This window comes from Streptomyces sp. NPDC057543 (assembly GCF_042801895.1).
Lineage (GTDB): Bacteria > Actinomycetota > Actinomycetes > Streptomycetales > Streptomycetaceae > Streptomyces.
Genome location: NZ_JBHVFF010000065.1, coordinates 1 through 19032, shown reverse-complemented (window position 1 = coordinate 19032; position 19032 = coordinate 1). Strand labels below are relative to the sequence as shown.

18 protein-coding genes are annotated in these 19032 nt (G+C 70.1%); 12 read left to right on the top strand and 6 right to left on the bottom strand.

Features of this window, described 5'->3' with window-relative positions; genetic code table 11:
* Nucleotide 1: 1 nt before the first annotated feature.
* Nucleotides 2-1078 (bottom strand): M4 family metallopeptidase, encoded by a 1077-nt coding sequence (locus ACFU8Q_RS14050; RefSeq protein WP_384452464.1) that lies wholly within the window; start codon nucleotides 1076-1078, stop codon nucleotides 2-4.
* 295 nt (nucleotides 1079-1373) lie between these two features.
* On the opposite strand from ACFU8Q_RS14050, the gene leuA reads away from it, so the two are divergent.
* The 8 genes from leuA (at nucleotide 1374) to ACFU8Q_RS14010 (ending at nucleotide 10518) form a co-directional block, all read left to right on the top strand.
* Nucleotides 1374-3170 (top strand): 2-isopropylmalate synthase, encoded by a 1797-nt coding sequence (leuA, locus tag ACFU8Q_RS14045; RefSeq protein WP_384452461.1) that lies wholly within the window; start codon nucleotides 1374-1376, stop codon nucleotides 3168-3170.
* A 206-nt stretch (nucleotides 3171-3376) separates the two neighbouring features.
* A complete protein-coding gene (locus ACFU8Q_RS14040) occupies nucleotides 3377-4054 on the top strand; it encodes a TerB family tellurite resistance protein (RefSeq protein ID WP_384452458.1) in 678 nt (225 codons plus the stop codon).
* A gap of 159 nt (nucleotides 4055-4213) precedes the next feature.
* Complete coding sequence (locus ACFU8Q_RS14035) at nucleotides 4214-6316, top strand: MMPL family transporter (protein WP_384452456.1); 2103 nt, start codon at nucleotides 4214-4216, stop codon at nucleotides 6314-6316.
* 24 nt (nucleotides 6317-6340) lie between these two features.
* Complete coding sequence (locus ACFU8Q_RS14030; protein ID WP_384452453.1) at nucleotides 6341-7585, top strand: sensor histidine kinase; 1245 nt, start codon at nucleotides 6341-6343, stop codon at nucleotides 7583-7585.
* Complete coding sequence (locus tag ACFU8Q_RS14025; protein WP_384452450.1) at nucleotides 7582-8265, top strand: response regulator; 684 nt, start codon at nucleotides 7582-7584, stop codon at nucleotides 8263-8265. The genes ACFU8Q_RS14030 and ACFU8Q_RS14025 overlap by 4 nt, the downstream gene beginning before the upstream one ends.
* A 46-nt stretch (nucleotides 8266-8311) precedes the next feature.
* The gene (gene recO, locus ACFU8Q_RS14020) at nucleotides 8312-9058 is read left to right on the top strand and encodes a DNA repair protein RecO (protein WP_384452447.1); all 747 of its coding nucleotides are present in this window, start codon (nucleotides 8312-8314) and stop codon (nucleotides 9056-9058) included.
* Nucleotides 9059-9093: 35 nt separating this feature from the next.
* Nucleotides 9094-9918, top strand: a complete 825-nt coding sequence (locus ACFU8Q_RS14015) for an isoprenyl transferase (RefSeq protein WP_384452444.1) — start codon at nucleotides 9094-9096, stop codon at nucleotides 9916-9918.
* 45 nt (nucleotides 9919-9963) lie between these two features.
* The gene (locus ACFU8Q_RS14010) at nucleotides 9964-10518 is read left to right on the top strand and encodes a YcxB family protein (protein ID WP_384452441.1); all 555 of its coding nucleotides are present in this window, start codon (nucleotides 9964-9966) and stop codon (nucleotides 10516-10518) included.
* Between the two features lie 70 nt (nucleotides 10519-10588).
* Here ACFU8Q_RS14010 and ACFU8Q_RS14005 read toward each other — a convergent pair whose 3' ends face one another.
* The 4 genes from ACFU8Q_RS14005 to ACFU8Q_RS13990 form a co-directional block, all read right to left on the bottom strand.
* Nucleotides 10589-11023 carry a Fur family transcriptional regulator gene (locus tag ACFU8Q_RS14005; protein WP_384452438.1) on the bottom strand — a complete coding sequence of 145 codons (435 nt, stop codon included), beginning with the start codon at nucleotides 11021-11023 and terminating at the stop codon, nucleotides 10589-10591.
* 65 nt (nucleotides 11024-11088) lie between these two features.
* Entirely contained in the window at nucleotides 11089-11982 is an 894-nt protein-coding gene (locus ACFU8Q_RS14000) for a metal ABC transporter permease (protein ID WP_384452435.1), read from the bottom strand.
* 2 nt (nucleotides 11983-11984) lie between these two features.
* Complete coding sequence (locus ACFU8Q_RS13995; RefSeq protein ID WP_384452433.1) at nucleotides 11985-12767, bottom strand: metal ABC transporter ATP-binding protein; 783 nt, start codon at nucleotides 12765-12767, stop codon at nucleotides 11985-11987.
* A gap of 38 nt (nucleotides 12768-12805) precedes the next feature.
* The gene (locus tag ACFU8Q_RS13990) at nucleotides 12806-13759 is read right to left on the bottom strand and encodes a metal ABC transporter substrate-binding protein (RefSeq protein WP_384452431.1); all 954 of its coding nucleotides are present in this window, start codon (nucleotides 13757-13759) and stop codon (nucleotides 12806-12808) included.
* Nucleotides 13760-13966: 207 nt separating this feature from the next.
* On the opposite strand from ACFU8Q_RS13990, the gene ACFU8Q_RS13985 reads away from it, so the two are divergent.
* The 3 genes from ACFU8Q_RS13985 (at nucleotide 13967) to ACFU8Q_RS13975 (ending at nucleotide 16145) form a co-directional block, all read left to right on the top strand.
* Nucleotides 13967-15349 (top strand): glycine--tRNA ligase, encoded by a 1383-nt coding sequence (locus ACFU8Q_RS13985; protein ID WP_384452428.1) that lies wholly within the window; start codon nucleotides 13967-13969, stop codon nucleotides 15347-15349.
* A 116-nt stretch (nucleotides 15350-15465) separates the two neighbouring features.
* Nucleotides 15466-15669, top strand: coding sequence for a hypothetical protein (locus ACFU8Q_RS13980; RefSeq protein ID WP_384452425.1), 204 nt, complete (start codon nucleotides 15466-15468; stop codon nucleotides 15667-15669).
* 221 nt (nucleotides 15670-15890) lie between these two features.
* Complete coding sequence (locus ACFU8Q_RS13975) at nucleotides 15891-16145, top strand: DUF6243 family protein (RefSeq protein ID WP_384452422.1); 255 nt, start codon at nucleotides 15891-15893, stop codon at nucleotides 16143-16145.
* 141 nt (nucleotides 16146-16286) lie between these two features.
* Here ACFU8Q_RS13975 and ACFU8Q_RS13970 read toward each other — a convergent pair whose 3' ends face one another.
* Nucleotides 16287-17771, bottom strand: a complete 1485-nt coding sequence (locus ACFU8Q_RS13970) for an MFS transporter (protein ID WP_384452419.1) — start codon at nucleotides 17769-17771, stop codon at nucleotides 16287-16289.
* A 70-nt stretch (nucleotides 17772-17841) separates the two neighbouring features.
* Between ACFU8Q_RS13970 and dusB the strand changes: the two genes are divergently transcribed.
* On the top strand, nucleotides 17842-18990 hold the full coding sequence (gene dusB, locus ACFU8Q_RS13965; RefSeq protein ID WP_384452416.1) for a tRNA dihydrouridine synthase DusB: 1149 nt from the start codon (nucleotides 17842-17844) through the stop codon (nucleotides 18988-18990).
* Nucleotides 18991-19032: the final 42 nt, after the last annotated feature.

Genomic DNA, 19032 nt, shown 5'->3' with positions numbered 1-19032 from the left:
GCTACGCGGTCGGTACGCCCACCTCCGACCATGCCTTCAGGACCGCCTCCGCCTCGTCGCCTTCCCCGAAGCGGCTGCGGGCCGCGGCCACCGTCAACCGGGCGAAGGAAGCGAAGTCCGCGTCCACGGCCAGTTGACCACCTGTGAGCACATCGAACCAGAGCTGCCCGGCCCGCTCCCACGCATTGCCGCCGAGTGCCGTCGCCAGCAGATAGAACGCGCGGTTCGGGATGCCCGAATTGAGGTGCACTCCGCCGTTGTCCTCGCTGGTGTGGACGTAGTCCTCCATCTTCGCGGGCTGCGGGTCCTTGCCGAGCACGTCGTCGTCGTACGCGGTTCCCGGCGCCTTCATGGAGCGCAGGGCGTCGCCCTGGACGCCGGGTGCCAGCAGTCCGGCGCCGATCAGCCAGTCGGCCTGGTCGGCGCTCTGGCCCAGTGAGTACTGCTTGACCAGGGAGCCGAAGACGTCGGACATCGATTCGTTGAGCGCGCCGGACTGGCCGTAGTAGCTCAGGTTGGCCGTGTACTGGGTGAGGCCGTGCGTCAGCTCGTGGGCGATCACGTCGATGGCGACGGTGAAGTCCAGGAAGATCTCGCCGTCCCCGTCGCCGAAGACCATCTGCTCGCCGTCGAAGAAGGCGTTGTTGTACTTCTCGTCGTAGTGCACCGAACCGATCAGCGGCAGCCCGTTGCCGTCGATCGACCGGCGTCCGTACGCCTTGAGCAGCAGCTCGAAGGTGGCTCCGAGCCCCGCGTACGCGCGGTTGACGCTCGCGTCCTTCGTCGGCTCCTGGCCCTCGGCGCGGACCTCGGTGCCGGGCAGCCGGGTGCGGTGGCGGCAGTCGTACAGGGTCCGGTCGGGCTTGTCGGAGGCGTCCCCCTCGGTCGCGCGGGCGGTGGGCACGGTGACGACCGTGGCCATCTGGCGGCGGGTGCGGCGGGCGGCGTCGCTCTCCAGGGTGCGGCGGGCGGGGCCCGCCAGATCGGGGTTGTCGGACTGCGACAGCTTGTCGAGGACATGGGGCGGCACGATGGTGCAGAAGACGGGGCGGAACCCGTGCTGAGACTGAGGCTGCATGCATTCGACTGTGGCACCGAGTAATCGTGATGTCACCGGTTGCGACCAGGATTGATGAAATGGAGTGATTGATCACTCTTGGGTGTTTCCGGCACCCGGTCCCGCATACTGATACGGGACGGACGCATCGGACGCCCCTCGGCTACGCTCCTCGCATCATGCGTTTCGGGCTGCTTCTTCTTAGCTGCCGCGGCGAGGGCCTGTAGTCGTAGGCCGACCCCCTCCCCGCGGAGTCTGGTGTTGCAGCGACACAGTCGGCCGTCCCATTGGTTGGACCCCCGAGGAGCCGTACGCCATGACCGTCGTAAATCCCGCTCAGCCCGCTACTGAAACCGCTGTCGGCCGCCCCACGCCGATCACCAACGCGACTCAGCTGCAGAAGCCGTCCGGGATGCCGATCCACAAGTACGGCCGGTACGAGGCCGTCGAGATCCCCGACCGTACCTGGCCGGACAACCGGATCACCGTCGCGCCCCGCTGGCTCTCCACCGACCTGCGCGACGGCAACCAGGCCCTGATCGACCCGATGTCGCCGGCCCGCAAGCGCGAGATGTTCGACCTGCTCGTGCGCATGGGCTACAAGGAGATCGAGGTCGGCTTCCCGTCCTCCGGCGAGACCGACTTCGCGTTCGTCCGCTCCATCATCGAAGAGGGCGCGATCCCCGAGGACGTGACGATCTCCGTCCTGACGCAGGCCCGCGAGGACCTGATCGAGCGGACCGTGGAGTCCCTCGTCGGCGCCCACCGCGCGACCGTGCACCTGTACAACGCGACGGCGCCCACCTTCCGCCGGGTCGTCTTCCGCGGCTCGAAGGACGACATCAAGCAGATCGCCGTGGACGGCACCCGGCTGGTCATGGAGTACGCGGAGAAGCTGCTGGGCCCGGAGACGATCTTCGGCTACCAGTACAGCCCCGAGATCTTCACCGACACCGAGCTGGACTTCGCCCTGGAGGTCTGCGAGGCGGTCTGTGACGTCTGGCAGCCGGAGGAGGGCCGCGAGATCATCCTCAACCTGCCCGCCACCGTGGAGCGTTCGACCCCGTCCACGCACGCGGACCGGTTCGAGTGGATGTCGCGCAACCTGTCGCGCCGCGAGCACATCTGTCTGTCGGTCCACCCGCACAACGACCGCGGTACCGCCGTCGCCGCCGCCGAACTGGCCATCATGGCCGGTGCGGACCGGATCGAGGGCTGCCTGTTCGGCCAGGGCGAGCGCACCGGCAACGTCGACCTGGTGACGCTGGGCATGAACCTGTTCTCGCAGGGGGTCGACCCGCAGATCGACTTCTCGCAGATCGACGAGATCCGCCGCACCAGCGAGTACTGCAACCAGATGGAGGTCCATCCGCGCCACCCCTACGCGGGCGACCTGGTCTACACCGCCTTCTCCGGCTCCCACCAGGACGCCATCAAGAAGGGCTTCGACGCCATGGAGGCCGACGCGGCCGCCCAGGGCAGGACCGTCGACGACCTCGAGTGGGCGGTGCCGTACCTGCCGATCGACCCGAAGGACGTCGGCCGCAGTTACGAGGCCGTCATCCGGGTCAACTCGCAGTCCGGCAAGGGCGGAATCGCCTACGTCCTGAAGAACGACCACAAGCTGGACCTGCCGCGTCGGATGCAGATCGAGTTCTCCCGGATCATTCAGGCCAAGACCGATGCCGAGGGCGGTGAGGTCACGCCGACACAGATCTGGTCCACGTTCCAGGACGAGTACCTGCCGAACCCGGACGACGCTGCGGCTCAATGGGGTCGCGTACAGATCCGCTCCGGCCAGACCACGACCGGCTCCGACGGCCGGGACACGATCACCGTCGAGGCGACCGTGGACGGCACGGACACCGTGCTGACCGGCACCGGCAACGGCCCGATCTCCGCGTTCTTCGAAGCGCTGCAGGCCATCGGCATCGACGCCCGTCTGCTGGACTACACCGAGCACACCATGAGCGAGGGCGCCAGCTCCCAGGCCGCCTCGTACATCGAGTGCGCGATCGACGGAAAGGTCCTGTGGGGTATCGGCATCGACGCCAACACCACGCGTGCCTCGCTGAAGGCGGTCGTCTCGGCCGTCAACCGCGCCACCCGCTGACCCGGTGCCCGAAAGGGCCTGAAGTTGTACGGCCGAAGACCCCGCCCACCCGCCTCCGGGGGGCGGGGTTCGGCCATCTCCGGGGGTTGTGACGATCGAGGTACTGACGCCACATCGCGACTGTGGTTAACATCACGTCGACACGGCAATGTTGCCGGAGTGTTACGGAGGTGTGCGACGTGCGGTCAGCCCTGGGACAACGCGCCATGAAGCTGCGTATCTGCGGCATCCGCACCATCTGGGACACGGTCGGCGACGGCGAGTTCTTCTGCCCCGGCTGCGGCGGTGACCGCAACTACCGCCGCCTCACCGGCCGTCGGCGCTTCACGGTGCTCGGCGTGCCGACGCTGCGGCGTGGCACCGCGGGCCCCGTCGTCGAATGCGCCGCCTGCCGGGCCCACTTCGGCACCGACGTGCTCGACCACCCCACCACCACCCGGTTGTCCGCAATGCTCCGGGACGCCGTCCACACGGTCGCGCTCGGCGTACTCGCGGCCGGCGGCACCGCCTCCCGTACGGTCCTGGAGACCGCGGCCGCCACCGTGCGCGACGCCGGATTCGACGACTGCACGGAGGAACAGCTCTCCACCGTCGTCGAGGTCCTCTCCGCCGACATCGGCCACGGCTCCGCCTTCGACCCGGCGGCCGAGGCCTGCGGAGCGGCCCTCGCCATCGAACTGCACGAAGCGCTGGAACCCCTCGCCCCGCATCTGGCCCCCGCCGGGCGCGAATCGATCCTGCTGCAGGGCGCCAGGATCGCGCTCGCCGACGGCCCGTACGGGCCGTCGGAGCGCGAGGTGCTGACCACGGTCGGCGGGTCGCTGCAACTCTGCGCCGAGGACACGGCCCGGCTCCTCGCGGCGGCGGCGCGTACCCCGTCCTGAACGGCCCCGTCCGCACCGGGCGCGTACTCCCGCGGGAGTAATCGGACCCCGCGTGCCCCCACGGCAGTAGCCGCGAAGTCGGTCCCGGGCGCGACGTCCCGGCCGCATTCCGCCGGGAGTCTGGACAGGAACCAGACACCCGGCGGAAGGGGGCCCGTCATGAGGGCCGCAGTGGAACCACGTGGTACGCGGTCGAGGCCAGGCAACCGGCGGCGCGCACTGCCCTGGGCGATCCTGGCGCTCTGGATCGCCGCGATCGCGCTGGCCGGGCCGTTGGCGGGCAAGCTCGGCGGCGTACAGACCAACCGTGCCGTCGACTACCTCCCGGCGAGCGCCGATTCCACCCAGGTGGCGAAGGTCCAGGACGCGCTGCCCGGCGGTGAGGCCACCGAACTCGTGCTCGTCTACCACCGCGACGGCGGACTGACCGCCGCCGACCGGGCCCTGGCCGCCGAGCAGACCGCCCGGATCGCGAGCGGTCACCCGCTCACCGGGACCCCACGCCCCGTCCCGTCCGAGGACGGTACGACGCTGATGTACCCGGTCTCCTCCACCGGCCCGGGACAGGACGACGACGCCAGGAACGCCTTCGTCGACGACGTCCGTGCGGTCGCCGAGGGCGGCGGCGGACTGAGCGTCGACGTCGGCGGCCCGGGGGCGCTGAACACCGACGCGCAGAAGGTCTACGCGTCCCTCGGCGGACCGCTGCTCTACACGACCGTCGCCGTGGTGGCGATCCTGCTGATCCTCATCTACCGCAGCCCGCTGCTGTGGCTGGTGCCGCTCGTCGTCGCGGGCGTCGCCGACGCCCTGTCCATGGCCGTGGTGTACGGGCTCAACCGCGGCTTCGACATCACCGTCACCGGCCAGAGCTCCGCCGTGATGACCATCCTCGTCTTCGGCGCGGGCACCGACTACGCGCTGCTGCTCGTCTCCCGATACCGGGAGGAACTCGGCCGCTTCGTCCGGCCGTACGACGCCATGGTGGCCGCCCTGCGCGGCTGCGGGCCCGCGGTCGTCGCCTCCTCGGGCACCGTCGCCGCCGGTCTGCTGTGCCTGCTCGCGGCCGACCTCACCAGCAGCCGGGGCATGGGCCCCATCGCCGCCGTCGGGGTACTCTGCGCGCTGCTCGCCATGACGACGCTGCTGCCGGCGCTGCTGGTGCTGCTCGGCCGCCGGGTGTTCTGGCCGCTCGTCCCCGCGTACGGCAGCGAGCCCGCCCGGCGACGTTCGCTCTTCGCCGCGATGGGCGGTACGGCCGGGCGCAGGCCGGTGGCCGTGCTCGCCTGCGGGGGCGTGCTGCTGGGCGCGCTGGCGCTCGGCGCGTTCAAGCTGCCCGGGGACCTCAAGCAGGAGGACTCCTTCTCCAGCAAGCCGGAGTCGATCGCGGCGATGGACACCCTCGCCGCCGCCTATCCCGGCCGCTCCACCCAGCCGATCACTGTGATCACCCCGACCGAACGGGCCGGGGCGACCCTGGCGAAGGCCCGTGCCACCGAGGGCGTCGCCGCCGTCGCACGCGGACGCAGCGGCGGCGGCTGGACCGAACTGTCCCTCGTCGCCACCGACCGGCCCGAATCGTCGGGGGAGCGGGCGACCATCAAGGCCCTGCGCGATTCCTTGGACGGCAGCCATGTCGGCGGGCCCAGTGCCCAGCAGATGGACGCGGAGACGGCCAATGCCCGCGACCTCAAGACCGTCGTCCCGCTCGTCCTGATCTCCGTCCTGCTGATCCTGATCGCCCTGCTGCGCAGCCTCGTCGCGCCGCTGCTGCTCGTCGCCGCCGTCGTCGCCGTGTGGGGCGCCTCGCTCGGTATCGGCGGACTCGTCTTCGGACCACTCTTCGGCATGAAGGGCACCGACCCCGGGCTGCCGCTGCTGAGCTTCGTCTTCCTGGTGGCGCTCGGCGTCGACTACGGCATCTTCCTGATGCACCGGGTCCGCGAGGAGACCCTCTCCGGCGCCACGCCGACGACCGCCGCGCTCACCGCGCTGCGCACCACGGGCGGCGTGATCGCCTCGGCGGGCCTGGTCCTCGCGGCCACCTTCGGGGTCCTGCTGAACATGCCGATCGTGGGCCTGGTCCAGATGGGCTTCGTCGTCGCCGTCGGCGTACTCCTCGACACCTTCCTCGTCCGCACCTATCTGGTCACCTCGGCGAGCGTGGCGCTCCAGCGGAAGATCTGGTGGCCCGGCGCACTCAGCCGGACCCCCGCCGCACCGGACGGTCCCCGCGAACCCGAACTCCTCACAACCGCCTGACGGTTCGCCCACCCGTACCGGAGGATGGCAAGCGTGTCCCGAACCACGCGCCGTCGTGAGCGCATCATGGCCGTCGTCAACCGCGACCCCATGGAAGCGCCGCACAAGACGCGCACCGACGCCCTCATAGCCGGGGGCGCCGGTGCGCTCTCCGTCGTACTCGCCCTGCTCACCGACCCTGCCCGGACACCCGGCGCGTTCGGCTGGGTGCTCCTGATCGCGAGCGCCGTACCGATCGCCTGGCGGCGGCGCAGCCCGCTGCTCGCGCTGCTCGCCATGATCCCGCTCCTCGTGCCGTATCACGCGCTCGACAACGCGCACGCGGCACCGATGCCGCAGACCTGGATCGCGCTCTACACCGTGGCGGTGACCGGCCGGCCGCTGCGCACACTCCTGACCGGGATCGGTGTCCTGTCCGTCATGGTGACGGTGGTGCTCACCATCAACGCCCATCAGGGCCTGGAGCTGCTGCGCATCTCCGGCTGGGTCGTCGCCGTGCTGTTCTGCGGCGTCGACATGCGCGTCTACCGCCAGTACATGGCCTCCGTGCTGGAGCGCGCCGAACGCGCGGAGCGCACCCGCGAGGAGGAGGCCCGGCGGCGGGTCGCCGAGGAGCGGCTGCGGATCGCCCGCGATCTGCACGATCTGCTGGCCCACAGCATCACCCTCATCGGTGTCCAGACCTCGGTGGCCTCGCACATCCTGACCGTCGATCCGGACCGGCTCGACCGGCACGCGATCGCCACGGCGCTGGAGGACATCGCCGACACCTGCCGGGGAGCCAGGGCCGAGCTGCGCACCACCCTGGAGGTGCTGCGCGACGGCGGGCACGACAGCCACGGCCGTCCCGGCACCGAAGACCCGCTGCCCGACCTGGCGGGGCTGCCCGGTCTCGTACGGGCCGCCGAGGCGGCCGGCGCGCAGGTCGACCTCGCGGTGCACGCACCGGCCGGCCGGCTCGCCCCGGCAACCGGCGCGGCCGCGTACCGCATCGTGCAGGAGTCGCTGACCAACGCGGTACGGCACGGCGGAGCCGGTGTACGGGTCAGCGTCGCCGTGGTACCGGACGGCGACGGCGCGCTGCGGGTCACGGTCACCGACGACGGCACGGGCCTCCCGAAGGACGGCTCCACTCCCGGGTTCGGCATGGTGGGCATGCGGGAACGGGCCCGCAGTACCGGCGGCACGCTGGACGCGGGACCCCGCCCCGGCGGCGGCTTCGAGGTCTCGGCGCTGCTGCCGTTCCAGGAGGGGGAGCCCACACCGTGATCCGCGTACTGCTCGCCGACGACCAGACCCTGGTACGGGCGGCCTTCGCGATGCTCGTCGAATCGGACCGGGACATGGAGGTCGTCGGTCAGGCGGGCAACGGCCTCGAAGCGGTCGAACTGACCCGCGCGCACCGGCCCGACCTCGTCGTCATGGACATCCGGATGCCCGACCTCGACGGCATCGGGGCGACCCGCCTCATCGCCGCCGACGAGAGCCTCGCCGGGGTGAAGGTGCTGGTCCTGACCACGTACGACACCGATGAGTACGTCGTGGAAGCGCTGCGCGCGGGCGCCTCCGGATTCCTGGTCAAGGACACCAGGCCCGCCGAACTCCTGGCCGCGATCAGGACCGTGGCGGCGGGCGAGTCCCTGCTCTCGCCCGGGCCGACCGCCCGGCTCATCGCCCGGGTGCTGAGCAGCCCCCGGACCCCGCCCGCCCCGGCGCCGGGTGGCCCGGACCGGCTCTCCGACCGGGAGCGTCAGGTCCTCTGCCTGGTCGGGCGCGGGCTGAACAACGCCGAGATCGCCGGGGCCCTCGGCCTCAGCCCGCTCACCGCGAAGACCCATGTCAGCCGGATCATGGGAAAGGTCGGCGCCCGCGACCGGGCCCAGCTGGTGATCGTCGCGTACGAATCGGGCCTGGTCGTACCCGCCGCCGGCGAGGCGGACGGAAGGTGAGCGGCCCCCGGCCCGATGAGCCGCCCCCGTACCGGACAATGGACGCATGAGCTTGTTCCGGGACGACGGCGTGGTGCTGCGCACGCAGAAGCTGGGCGAGGCCGACCGGATCATCACGATCCTGACCCGCGGCCACGGCCGGGTGCGGGCCGTCGCGCGCGGGGTGCGGCGCACGAAGTCCAAGTTCGGGGCACGGCTGGAACCCTTCTCCCACGTCGACGTGCAGTTCTTCGCCCGGGGCAGCGAACTCATCGGCCGCGGACTGCCGCTCTGCACCCAGAGCGAGACGATCGCCCCGTACGGCGGCGGCATCGTCACCGACTACGCCCGCTACACCGCGGGCACCGCGATGCTGGAGACCGCCGAACGGTTCACCGACCACGAGGGCGAGCCCGCGGTCCAGCAGTACCTGCTGCTCGTCGGCGGGCTGCGCACCCTCGCCCGCGGTGAACACGAGCCGCATCTCATCCTCGACGCGTTCCTGCTGCGTTCGCTCGCCGTCAACGGCTACGCACCCAGCTTCGAGGACTGCGCGAAGTGCGGAATGCCCGGACCGAACCGTTTCTTCTCCGTCGCGGCGGGCGGCGTCATATGCGGCGACTGCCGGGTGCCCGGCAGCGTCGTACCCTCGGCTGAGGCCGTCACGCTGCTGAGCGCGCTGCTCACAGGCGACTGGGACACGGCGGACGCGTGCGAGGCGCGTCATGTCAGGGAGGGGAGCGGACTGGTGTCCGCCTACCTGCACTGGCATCTGGAGCGCGGGCTGCGCTCACTGCGGTACGTAGAGAAGTGACACAGGCGGATCAGGCACAGGGAGCGAGACAGTTCATGGCAGTACGCGGGATGCTCGGCGGCCGTAACCGGCGCGACTACAAGACCCCGGAGCCGCACCCTTCCGGTGCCACGCCCCCGAAGATCCCCGGCGAGCTGGTGCCCAAGCACATCGCCGTCGTGATGGACGGCAACGGCCGCTGGGCCAAGGAGCGCGGCCTCCCGCGCACCGAGGGCCACAAGGTCGGCGAGGGTGTCGTCATGGACGTCCTCAAGGGCTGCATCGAGATGGGCGTCAAGAACCTCTCGCTGTACGCGTTCTCCACCGAGAACTGGAAGCGGTCCCCGGAGGAAGTGAAGTTCCTGATGAACTTCAACCGGGACGTCATCCGCCGCCGCCGCGACGAGATGGACGAACTGGGCATCCGCATCCGCTGGGTGGGGCGCATGCCCAAGCTGTGGAAGTCCGTCGTTCAGGAGCTCCAGGTCGCCCAGGAGCAGACGAAGGACAACGACAAGATGACGCTGTACTTCTGCGTCAACTACGGCGGCCGGGCCGAGATCGCCGACGCCGCGCAGCGCATCGCGCAGGACGTCGCGGCCGGGAAGCTGGATCCGTCGAAGGTCAACGAGAAGACGTTCGCGAAGTACATCTACTACCCGGACATGCCGGACGTCGACCTCTTCGTCCGCCCCAGCGGCGAGCAGCGCACGTCCAACTACCTGATCTGGCAGAGCGCCTACGCCGAGATGGTCTTCCAGGACGTGCTGTGGCCGGACTTCGACCGCCGCGACCTGTGGCGGGCCTGCCTGGAATACGCCCAGCGGGACCGACGCTTCGGCGGCGCGGTGGAGGCGGGCACCGCCGATCCGGCTGTCTGAGCCGTCGGGCAGAACCCGCCGGGAGGCGCCACTAAACTTCTGCTCATGACAACTCAGGGGCGGGACGGCGAGGCGGAGGCCGTGGCCGGGGAGGAAGCCGTGGTCGAGCTGGAATACCAGCCGACCAGGGCCGACTTCACCGGCGCGCTGCAAGCCCGCGCGAGGGCCAGTGCGGCCGGGCGCAGACAACGCGTGCTGATGGCCCTCCTGGCGGTCATGGCCGTGCTGACGGGAGCCCTGACGGTCCTCGACGGGGACGTTCTGTGGCTGGTCCTCTGCGCGTTGTGCGTGACCGTCGTCGTGGCACTGCCCCTGACGCTCCGGCTCACGGGCCGGCAACTCCACAGATTCGCCGCGCTCCAGGGCATGTTCCGGTCCCATGTGTACGAGACGGGCATACGGATCGTCACGGAGCAGAGCACCATGACCGTCCGCTGGTCGGTCATGCCCTGCTACCGGGAGACTCCGGAACTCTTCGTGCTGCTCAGCGACGACAAGCAGGCGACCGGCCTCACCCTGCTGCCCAAGCGCGGTCTGCGCGATCCGGGCGACCTCGACCGGCTGCGCGCGGTACTCGACCGCCACCTGCGCAGGTTCTGAGCGAGCCTGCTCGGCGCCCAGGATTCTCCGGCGGGCGCGGAACGGGGGTCCGGGGGCGACGCCCGGACCGTTACTCCTTCGCGCCCGCGCACTCCGCGCACGTTCCGAAGATCTCCACGGTGTGCGCCACGTTCACATACCCGTGCTGCGCGGCGATCGTCTCCGCCCACTGCTCCACCGCGGGCCCCTCGACCTCCACGGCCTTGCCGCACATCCGGCACACCAGATGGTGATGGTGGTCCCCGGTCGAGCAGCGCCGGTACACGGACTCGCCGTCCGTGGTGCGCAGCACATCGACCTCGCCCGCGTCGGCGAGGGACTGAAGGGTGCGGTAGACGGTGGTCAGCCCCACCGAGTCACCGCGGTGCTTGAGTACGTCGTGCAGCTCCTGGGCGCTGCGGAACTCGTCCACCTCGTCGAGCGCCGCCGCCACCGCCGCCCGCTGCCGGGTCGAGCGGCCGCGTACCGGGGCCGCGTTCGTTCCACTGATCGGCGCCGTCGCCACAGCAGCCTCCTCGTGTCGCCCGTACCTGTGTCGGGCCATTGTGCCAGCCCGCCCGGGCGCCACGGTCATACCCTGAGCTCGTCCGGAGCCGGACGGGAGGCCGGTACCTCCAGGGTGCACTCCTCGGACGCGGCTTCGCCGCGCCGGGCGCGCCTTCTGGCCAGCGGGGTCGCGAGCAGCGTCAGGCCGACGAAGACCACGATGGCCAGCAGCACGATCGTCGCGCCGGGCGGGATGTCCTGGTAGTACGAGGTCACGGTGCCGGCCAGGGTCACTGCCGTACCGATGACGACCGACAGCACGAACGTCACCTTGAAGGACCTGGAGATCTGCTGCGCGGCCGCGACCGGCACCACCATCAGTGCGCTGACCAGCAGCAACCCGACGACCCGCATCGCCACGGTGACGGTCACCGCCGCCGTCACGGCGACGAGCAGGTTCAGCGCCCGCACCGGCAGCCCGGTGACCCGGGCGAACTCCTCGTCCTGACTGACCGCGAACAGCTGTCGCCGCAGCCCCAGCGTCACCAGTAGCACGAAGGCGGCCAGCAGGCAGATCGCGGTGATGTCCTCGGTGGAGACCGTGGACAGGGAGCCGAAGAGGTACGAGGTGAGGTTGGCGTTGGAGCCGGTGTCGGAGAGGTTGATCAGCAGGACACCGCCCGCCATGCCGCCGTAGAACAACATGGCCAGCGCGATGTCGCCGCGGGTGCGTCCGTACCAGCGGATCAGCTCCATCACGACGGCGCCGACGACGGCGACCGCCGTGGCCATCCACACCGGGCTGGTGGAGAGCAGGAAGCCGAGGCCGACACCGGTCATCGCGATGTGGCCGATGCCGTCGCCCATCAGGGCCTGGCGGCGCTGGACGAGATAGATGCCGACGGCGGGGGCGATGACGCCGACCAGTACGGCGGCGAGCAGGGCCCGCTGCATGAAGGGAGGGTCGAGGAATTCCATGATCAGCTCAGCAGTCCCGTCCGGACGGGCTCGGAGGCCGCGTGGGGGTGTACGTGGTCGTGGCCGGGCAGGGCGTGCTGGCCCAGCGCCTTCGGGGGCGGCCCGTCGTGCATCACACAGCCGTCGCGCAGCACGATCGCGCGGTCGATCAGCGGCTCCAGCGGGCCGAGCTCGTGCAGCACGAGCAGTACCGTCGTGCCGACGGCGACCTGTTCGCGGAGCGTCGCGGCGAGGATCTCCTGGCTGGCCAGGTCGACGCCGGCCATCGGCTCGTCCATGATCAGCAGCTCCGGTTCGGCGGCCAGCGCCCGGGCGATCAGCACCCGCTGGTGCTGCCCGCCGGAGAGCGCGTTCACCGAGTCCTTGGCCCGGTCGGCGAGGCCGACGAGGTCGATGGCCCGGTCGACGGCGGCCCGGTCGGCCCTGCGGAGCAGGCCGAGCTTCGTCCGGGACAGGCGCCCAGATGTGACGACCTCACGGATCGTGGCGGGGACACCGCCGGCCGCCGTGGTGCGCTGGGGTACGTATCCGACGCGCGCCCAGGAGCGGAAGCGGCGCAGCGGGGTGCCGAACAGCTCGACGGAGCCGCCGGTCAGCGGGACCTGACCGATGACGGAGCGTACGGCGGTCGACTTGCCCGAGCCGTTGGCGCCGAGCAGGGCGACGACCTCGCCGCCGTGGACGGTCAGGTCGATGCCGCGCAGCACCGGACGCGCGCCGAGCGTGGCAGTGGCGCCGCGCAGGGCTATCACGGGTTCGGTCGTGGTGCTCCCGGGCTCAGGCATGAGCGACTCCGATGCTGCTGTGACGGGTGTTGCGTGGATCACTTCGCGCCGAGCGCCTTCTGCAGGGCGGCGAGGTTGGACTGCATGACTTCGAGGTAGTCAGCGCCCTTGGACTTGTCCGTGATTCCCTCCAGCGGGTCCAGGACGTCGGTCTTCAGGCCGGTGTCCTTGGCGAGGGTCTTCGCGGTCCTGTCGCTGGCGAGCGTCTCGAAGAATACGGTGGTGACCTTGTTCTTCTCCGCGATGGTGTGGATCTCCTTGATCCGGGCGGGGCTGGGTTCGGCCTCGGGGTCGACGCCGGCGATGCCCTCCTGGGTCAGGCCGTAGCGCTCGGCGAGGTAGCCGAAGGCGGAGTGCGTGGTGATGAAGGTCCTGGTCGTGGTGTTCTTCAGACCGTTCTCGTACGCCGTGTTCAGGCCGTCGAGCTTGGTGACCAGCGCTTCCGTGTTCTTGCGGTAGTCCGCGGCGTGGTCGGGGTCGGTCTTCTCCAGCGACTTCCCGACGCCCTTGGCGACCTCGGCGTACTTCACCGGGTCCAGCCAGATGTGCGGGTCGGCCCCGGCCTCGTCGCCGTGGTGCTCGTGGCCGTGCTCGTCGGCGCCGGTCTCGGTGCCGTGGTCCTCCAGCGTGGTGAGGGTCGAGGCGTCGACGACGTCCTTCGACCCGGACTGCTTGATCGCGTCGTCCACGGCGGGCTGGATGCCCTTGAGGTAGAGGATGTAGCCGGCGTCGGAGAGTCCGCCGATCTGCCGCGGGGTGAGCTCCAGATCGTGCGGCTCGATGCCCGGCTTGGTCAGCGTGGTGACGGAGACGTGCTTCCCGCCGATCTGCTCGGCCAGGAACTGCATCGGATAGAACGAGGCCACCACGTTCAGCTTCCCGCCGTTCTTGTGGTCGGCGGCGTCCGAGGAGGAGCAGGCGGTGAGCGCGGTGAGACCGAGGACGGCTGCTCCGGCGACGGCGGCGGTGGGTATGAGGCGGCTTACGTTCATGACAGTCATTTTCAACAAAACTGGAAACGATTGTCAACAAGGCTGATGAGGTGACTCCTCGGCAGTCTGTGCCGATACCGATTTGATCCCAGGGGCGTGCCCGCCGGTAATCTGGGGTATTCGCCCGCCCGTCTTCTGACCACACCCCCCACCGAGGCGCTTCGCGCCACTCCTGTCCAATTTCGTCGTCGTAATGAAGAGAGCACCGTGGCCGCCGACAAGATCGACTCCATCGTCAGCCTGAGCAAGCGCCGTGGCTTCGTCTATCCCTGCAGTGAGATCTACGGCGGTCAGCGCGCCGCCTGGGACTACGGGCCGCTGGGCGTGGAGATGAAGGAGAACCTCAAGCGCCAGTGGTGGCGCTACATGGTCACCTCGCGCGAGGACGTGGTCGGTCTCGACTCGTCGGTCATCCTGGCCCCCGAGGTGTGGGTCGCCTCCGGCCATGTCGCCACGTTCACCGATCCGCTGACCGAGTGCACCTCCTGCCACAAGCGCTTCCGCGCCGACCACCTGGAGGAGGCGTACGAGGAGAAGCACGGCCACGCTCCCGCGAACGGCCTGACCGAGCTCAACTGCCCCAACTGCGGCAACAAGGGCACCTTCACCGAGCCCAAGCAGTTCTCGGGTCTGCTCTCCACGCACCTCGGCCCGACCCAGGACTCCGGCTCCGTCGCCTACCTGCGTCCCGAGACCGCGCAGGGCATCTTCACCAACTTCGGCCAGGTGCAGCAGACTTCGCGCAAGAAGCCGCCGTTCGGTATCGCCCAGATGGGCAAGTCCTTCCGGAACGAGATCACTCCGGGCAACTTCATCTTCCGGACCCGCGAGTTCGAGCAGATGGAGATGGAGTTCTTCGTCAAGCCGGGCGAGGACGAGGAGTGGCAGCAGTACTGGATGGACCAGCGCTGGAACTGGTACACGGACCTCGGCATGCGCGAGGAGAACATGCGCTGGTACGAGCACCCGGCGGAGAAGCTCTCGCACTACTCCAAGCGCACTGCCGACATCGAGTACCGCTTCCGCTTCGGCGGCAGCGAGTGGGGCGAGCTGGAGGGCGTCGCCAACCGCACGGACTACGACCTCAAGGCGCACTCGAAGGCCTCGGGCACGGACCTGTCCTTCTTCGACCAGGATGCCGGCGAGCGCTGGACTCCGTACGTCATCGAGCCGGCGGCCGGTGTCGGCCGCGCGATGCTCGCCTTCCTCCTCGACGCCTACATCGAGGACGAGGCGCCCAACGCCAAGGGCGTCATGGAGAAGCGCACCGTGATGCGTCTCGACCCGCGCCTCGCGCCGGTCAAGGTCGCCGTCCTGCCGCTGTCCCGCAACCCGCAGCTGTCGCCGAAGGCCAAGGGCCTCGCCACCGACCTGCGGAAGAACTGGAACATCGAGTTCGACGACGCGGGCGCCATCGGCCGCCGATACCGCCGTCAGGACGAGATCGGTACGCCGTTCTGCGTCACCGTCGACTTCGACACCCTCGACGACAACGCGGTGACCGTGCGCGAGCGCGACACCATGAAGCAGGAGCGCGTCTCCCTGGACCAGATCCAGGCCTACCTCGGCGCCCGGCTGCTGGGCTGCTGACGCACCGCGGTTTCCCGGCGAAGCCCCCGGTTCCCCGTACCCCGTACGGGACCGGGGGCTTCGTTGCAGACTGTCCACGCCGAACAGTTGCGTCCACGCGTCACCAGGAGGCCCGTATGCCGTCCATGACCACGAGCAAGGTCAGCAGATGGGATCAGCACGGCCGTGAACACATCGTCCACGTGACGAAGTCGGGGATGCAGCGGCAGCTGAACTGCGACACCTGCGGCTGGCGCAAGGGCGTGCAGTTCCTGCCCTGGCTCAAGGCCGAGGAACATCTCGCCGAGGCGCACCAGGCAACGGTCGACCCGACCGCCTGAGCGGACCGTCCGCAGCCGCTGTCCGCCGGCACCGGGCCGGCACGGGCGCCGACCCGGTGGAAAATCGGGTGCTGAGCCCGTTCCGGCCGGGTACGGTTCGGGCATGTCTTCGTTCTTCCAGATCTACGAGTGAGAGCGCGGCGGGTCCGACCACCCGCCGCCCATCGGACCGATTCCAGGTCCCCCCAGACCTCAATTCTCACGACGAATGGGAGAACGCCGTGGCCAAGAGCCGCAACAACCTCCTCGGTGTCGGCGGGCAGCGCAAGAAGCTGTCCCGCGCCGAACAGCAGGGCGCGGGTCCCGCGCGCGATGCCGACCGCAAGGCGGCCGCCGACCAGAAGCAGGAACTGCTGCGCAAGATGCGAGAGCGTGCGCAGTCGGGATCAGCCTCCGGCTCCGCCCGGGCCGAGCCGTCGTCGGACGACACCGCGCAGCCGAGCACGTCCGAGCAGGACGACTCGGCGCGGAGCTGACGCCTCCTGATCAGCCGTAGGACCGTGGGTCCGGATCACCTGAAGTGATCCCAGCTGTAGGACTGTGGGTCCGGATCACCTGAAGTGATCCGGGCCCACGCCCTTGTCCGCTTGTCCGCCCCGGCAGCGGCTGCTCCGACTTCACGCCCGGGAGCTTGCCGACGCCTGATCCCCGGCCGCGGCGCCCGCCGACGTCTCCAGGCGTTCCGCGGTCCGGTGCGCCGTCTTGCGCGCCCAGCGCCCGCTGGTCAGCGCACCCACGAGCAGGACGGCCAGCCCGCACCCGCTGATGATCCACCAGGCGGGCTTGCTCGCGTCCACGAACGCGGTCGCGTACGCGGCGCCACGCGGGGACCCGGTACCGGCCACGCCCGCCGCCAGCACCGCACCGATCACGGCGACCCCGAGCGTCCCGCCGACCTGCCGGCTGGTCGATGCGACCGCCGCCGCCACCCCGGCCTGCGAGCGTGGCATCCCGGAGACGGCCGTGTTGGTGATCGGCGCGTTCACCATGCCGAAGCCGAGGCCGAACAGCACGTAGCCGGTGAACAGCAGGACGTTGTCCGTCTCCGCGTCGAGCGCGGCGAACATCAGCCCGCAGGCCGTCATGGCCACACCCGCCACGAGCAGCGGGAGCCGTGGCCCCCGGCTGCCGACCAGTCGCCCGGACAGGGGTGCGCAGACAAAGGTCAGTGCCGCCATCGGGAGCATGTACAGGCCGGCGTGCAGCGCGCTCAGCCCGCGTACGTTCTGCAGATACAGCGTGTTGAGGAAGAGGAACCCGCTCAGCGCGGCGAACGCGCAGACCGCTATGGCGGTGGCCCCGCTGAACGGGGCGCTGTGGAAGAACCGCAGATCGATGAGGGGCTCGGCGCGCCTGGGCTCGTACAGCAGGAGCCCGACGACCGCGCAGGCGGCGAGCGCGGCGAACGTCAGGATGCGCGGCGAGGCCCAGCCCGCCGAGGGCGCCTCGATGATCGCGTACGTCAGCGAACCGAGCAGCGCGATAACCAGCAGCTGCCCCACGGGGTCGGGGCGGCGCGGCTTCGGGGCGCGGGACTCGGGGACGTACCGCCAGGTGAGCAGCAGCGCGACGACACCGACCGGCAGGTTGATCCAGAAGATCGACCGCCAGCCCACCGAGTCCACCAGCAGACCGCCGATCACCGGGCCCGCCGCCATGGAGATGCCGACGACACCGCCCCACACCCCAATGGCGCGGGCCCGCTCGCGCGGGTCGGTGAAGGTGTTGGTGATGATCGACATCGCGACGGGGTTGAGCATCGAGCCGCCCACCGCCTGCACCATCCGGAACGCCACCAGCGACTCGAGGTTCGGTGCCAGGGAGCAGAGGACCGAGCCGAGGGTGAAGAGGACGAGCCCGATCTTGAAGATCTTCCGGCGCCCGATCCGGTCGGCGGTGGAGCCCGCGAGCATCAGCAGCGACGCGAGGACGAGGGTGTAGGCGTCGATCGTCCACTGCATGCCCGCCACGGTGGCGTGCAGTTCCTTCTGCATGGACGGCAGGGCGACATTGAGGACGGTGTTGTCGAGGCTGACGATCAGCAGGCTCATACAGCAGATCGCCAGTACCAGCTGCCGTCGGCGGGGGCTCAGCTCGGGCATACATGGATAGTACGGTTAACTAACGAACTCTGCTGGCAGACCGCTCCGCGTCGTACGCGACAATGGAGCAATGACCACGCTCGCCCCCTCGCTCCCGCAGCTCCGGATAGGCCCGCACACGGTGCAGCCGCCGGTGGTGCTCGCCCCCATGGCCGGCATCACCAACGCCCCGTTCCGCACCCTGTGCCGGGAGTTCTCCGGAGGCAAGGGGCTGTTCGTCAGCGAGATGATCACCACCCGGGCGCTGGTCGAGCGCAACGAGAAGACCATGCAGCTCATCCACTTCGACGCGAGCGAGACCCCGCGCTCGATCCAGCTGTACGGAGTGGACCCGGTCACCGTCGGCAAGGCCGTCCGCATGATCGTCGACGAGAACCTCGCCGACCACATCGACCTGAATTTCGGCTGCCCGGTCCCCAAGGTGACCCGCAAGGGCGGCGGCTCCGCGCTCCCGTACAAGCGGCCGCTGCTGCGCGCGATCCTCAACCAGGCGGTCTCCAACGCGGGTGACCTGCCGGTCACGATCAAGATGCGCAAGGGCATCGACGACGACCACATCACCTATCTCGACGCGGGCCGGATCGCGGTGGAGGAGGGCGTCACGGCCGTCGCCCTGCACGGCAGGACGGCCGCCCAGCACTACGGCGGCACCGCCGACTGGGACGCCATCGCCCGCCTCAAGGAGCACGTCCCGGAGATCCCCGTCCTCGGCAACGGCGACATCTGGTGCGCGGACGACGCCCGCCGGATGATGCGCGAGACCGGCTGCGACGGCGTGGTCGTGGGGCGCGGCTGCCTGGGCCGCCCCTGGCTGTTCGGTGACCTGGTGAGCGCCTTCGAGGGCACGGAGACGCGGCAGGCGCCGGGGCTCCGGAAGGTCGCCGACGTGATGCTCCGGCACGCGACGCTGCTGGGGGAGTGGATCGGCGACGAGACCCGTGGCGTGATCGACTTCCGCAAGCATGTCGCCTGGTACCTCAAGGGCTTCTCGGTCGGTTCGGAGATGCGCAAGAAGCTGGCGATCACCTCGTCGCTGGAGGAGCTGGGCGGGCAGTTGCAGGAGCTGGACCTGGACCAGCCGTGGCCGGACGGCGCCGACGGGCCGCGCGGACGCACCTCGGGCAACAACCGGGTGGTCCTGCCGGACGGCTGGCTGAAGGACCCGTACGACTGCGCGGGCGTCGGCGCGGACGCGGAGCTGGACACCTCGGGCGGCTGACGGCCGCCCCCCGGGTTCTTCCGGGGCCCCGAAGGGCCGCAC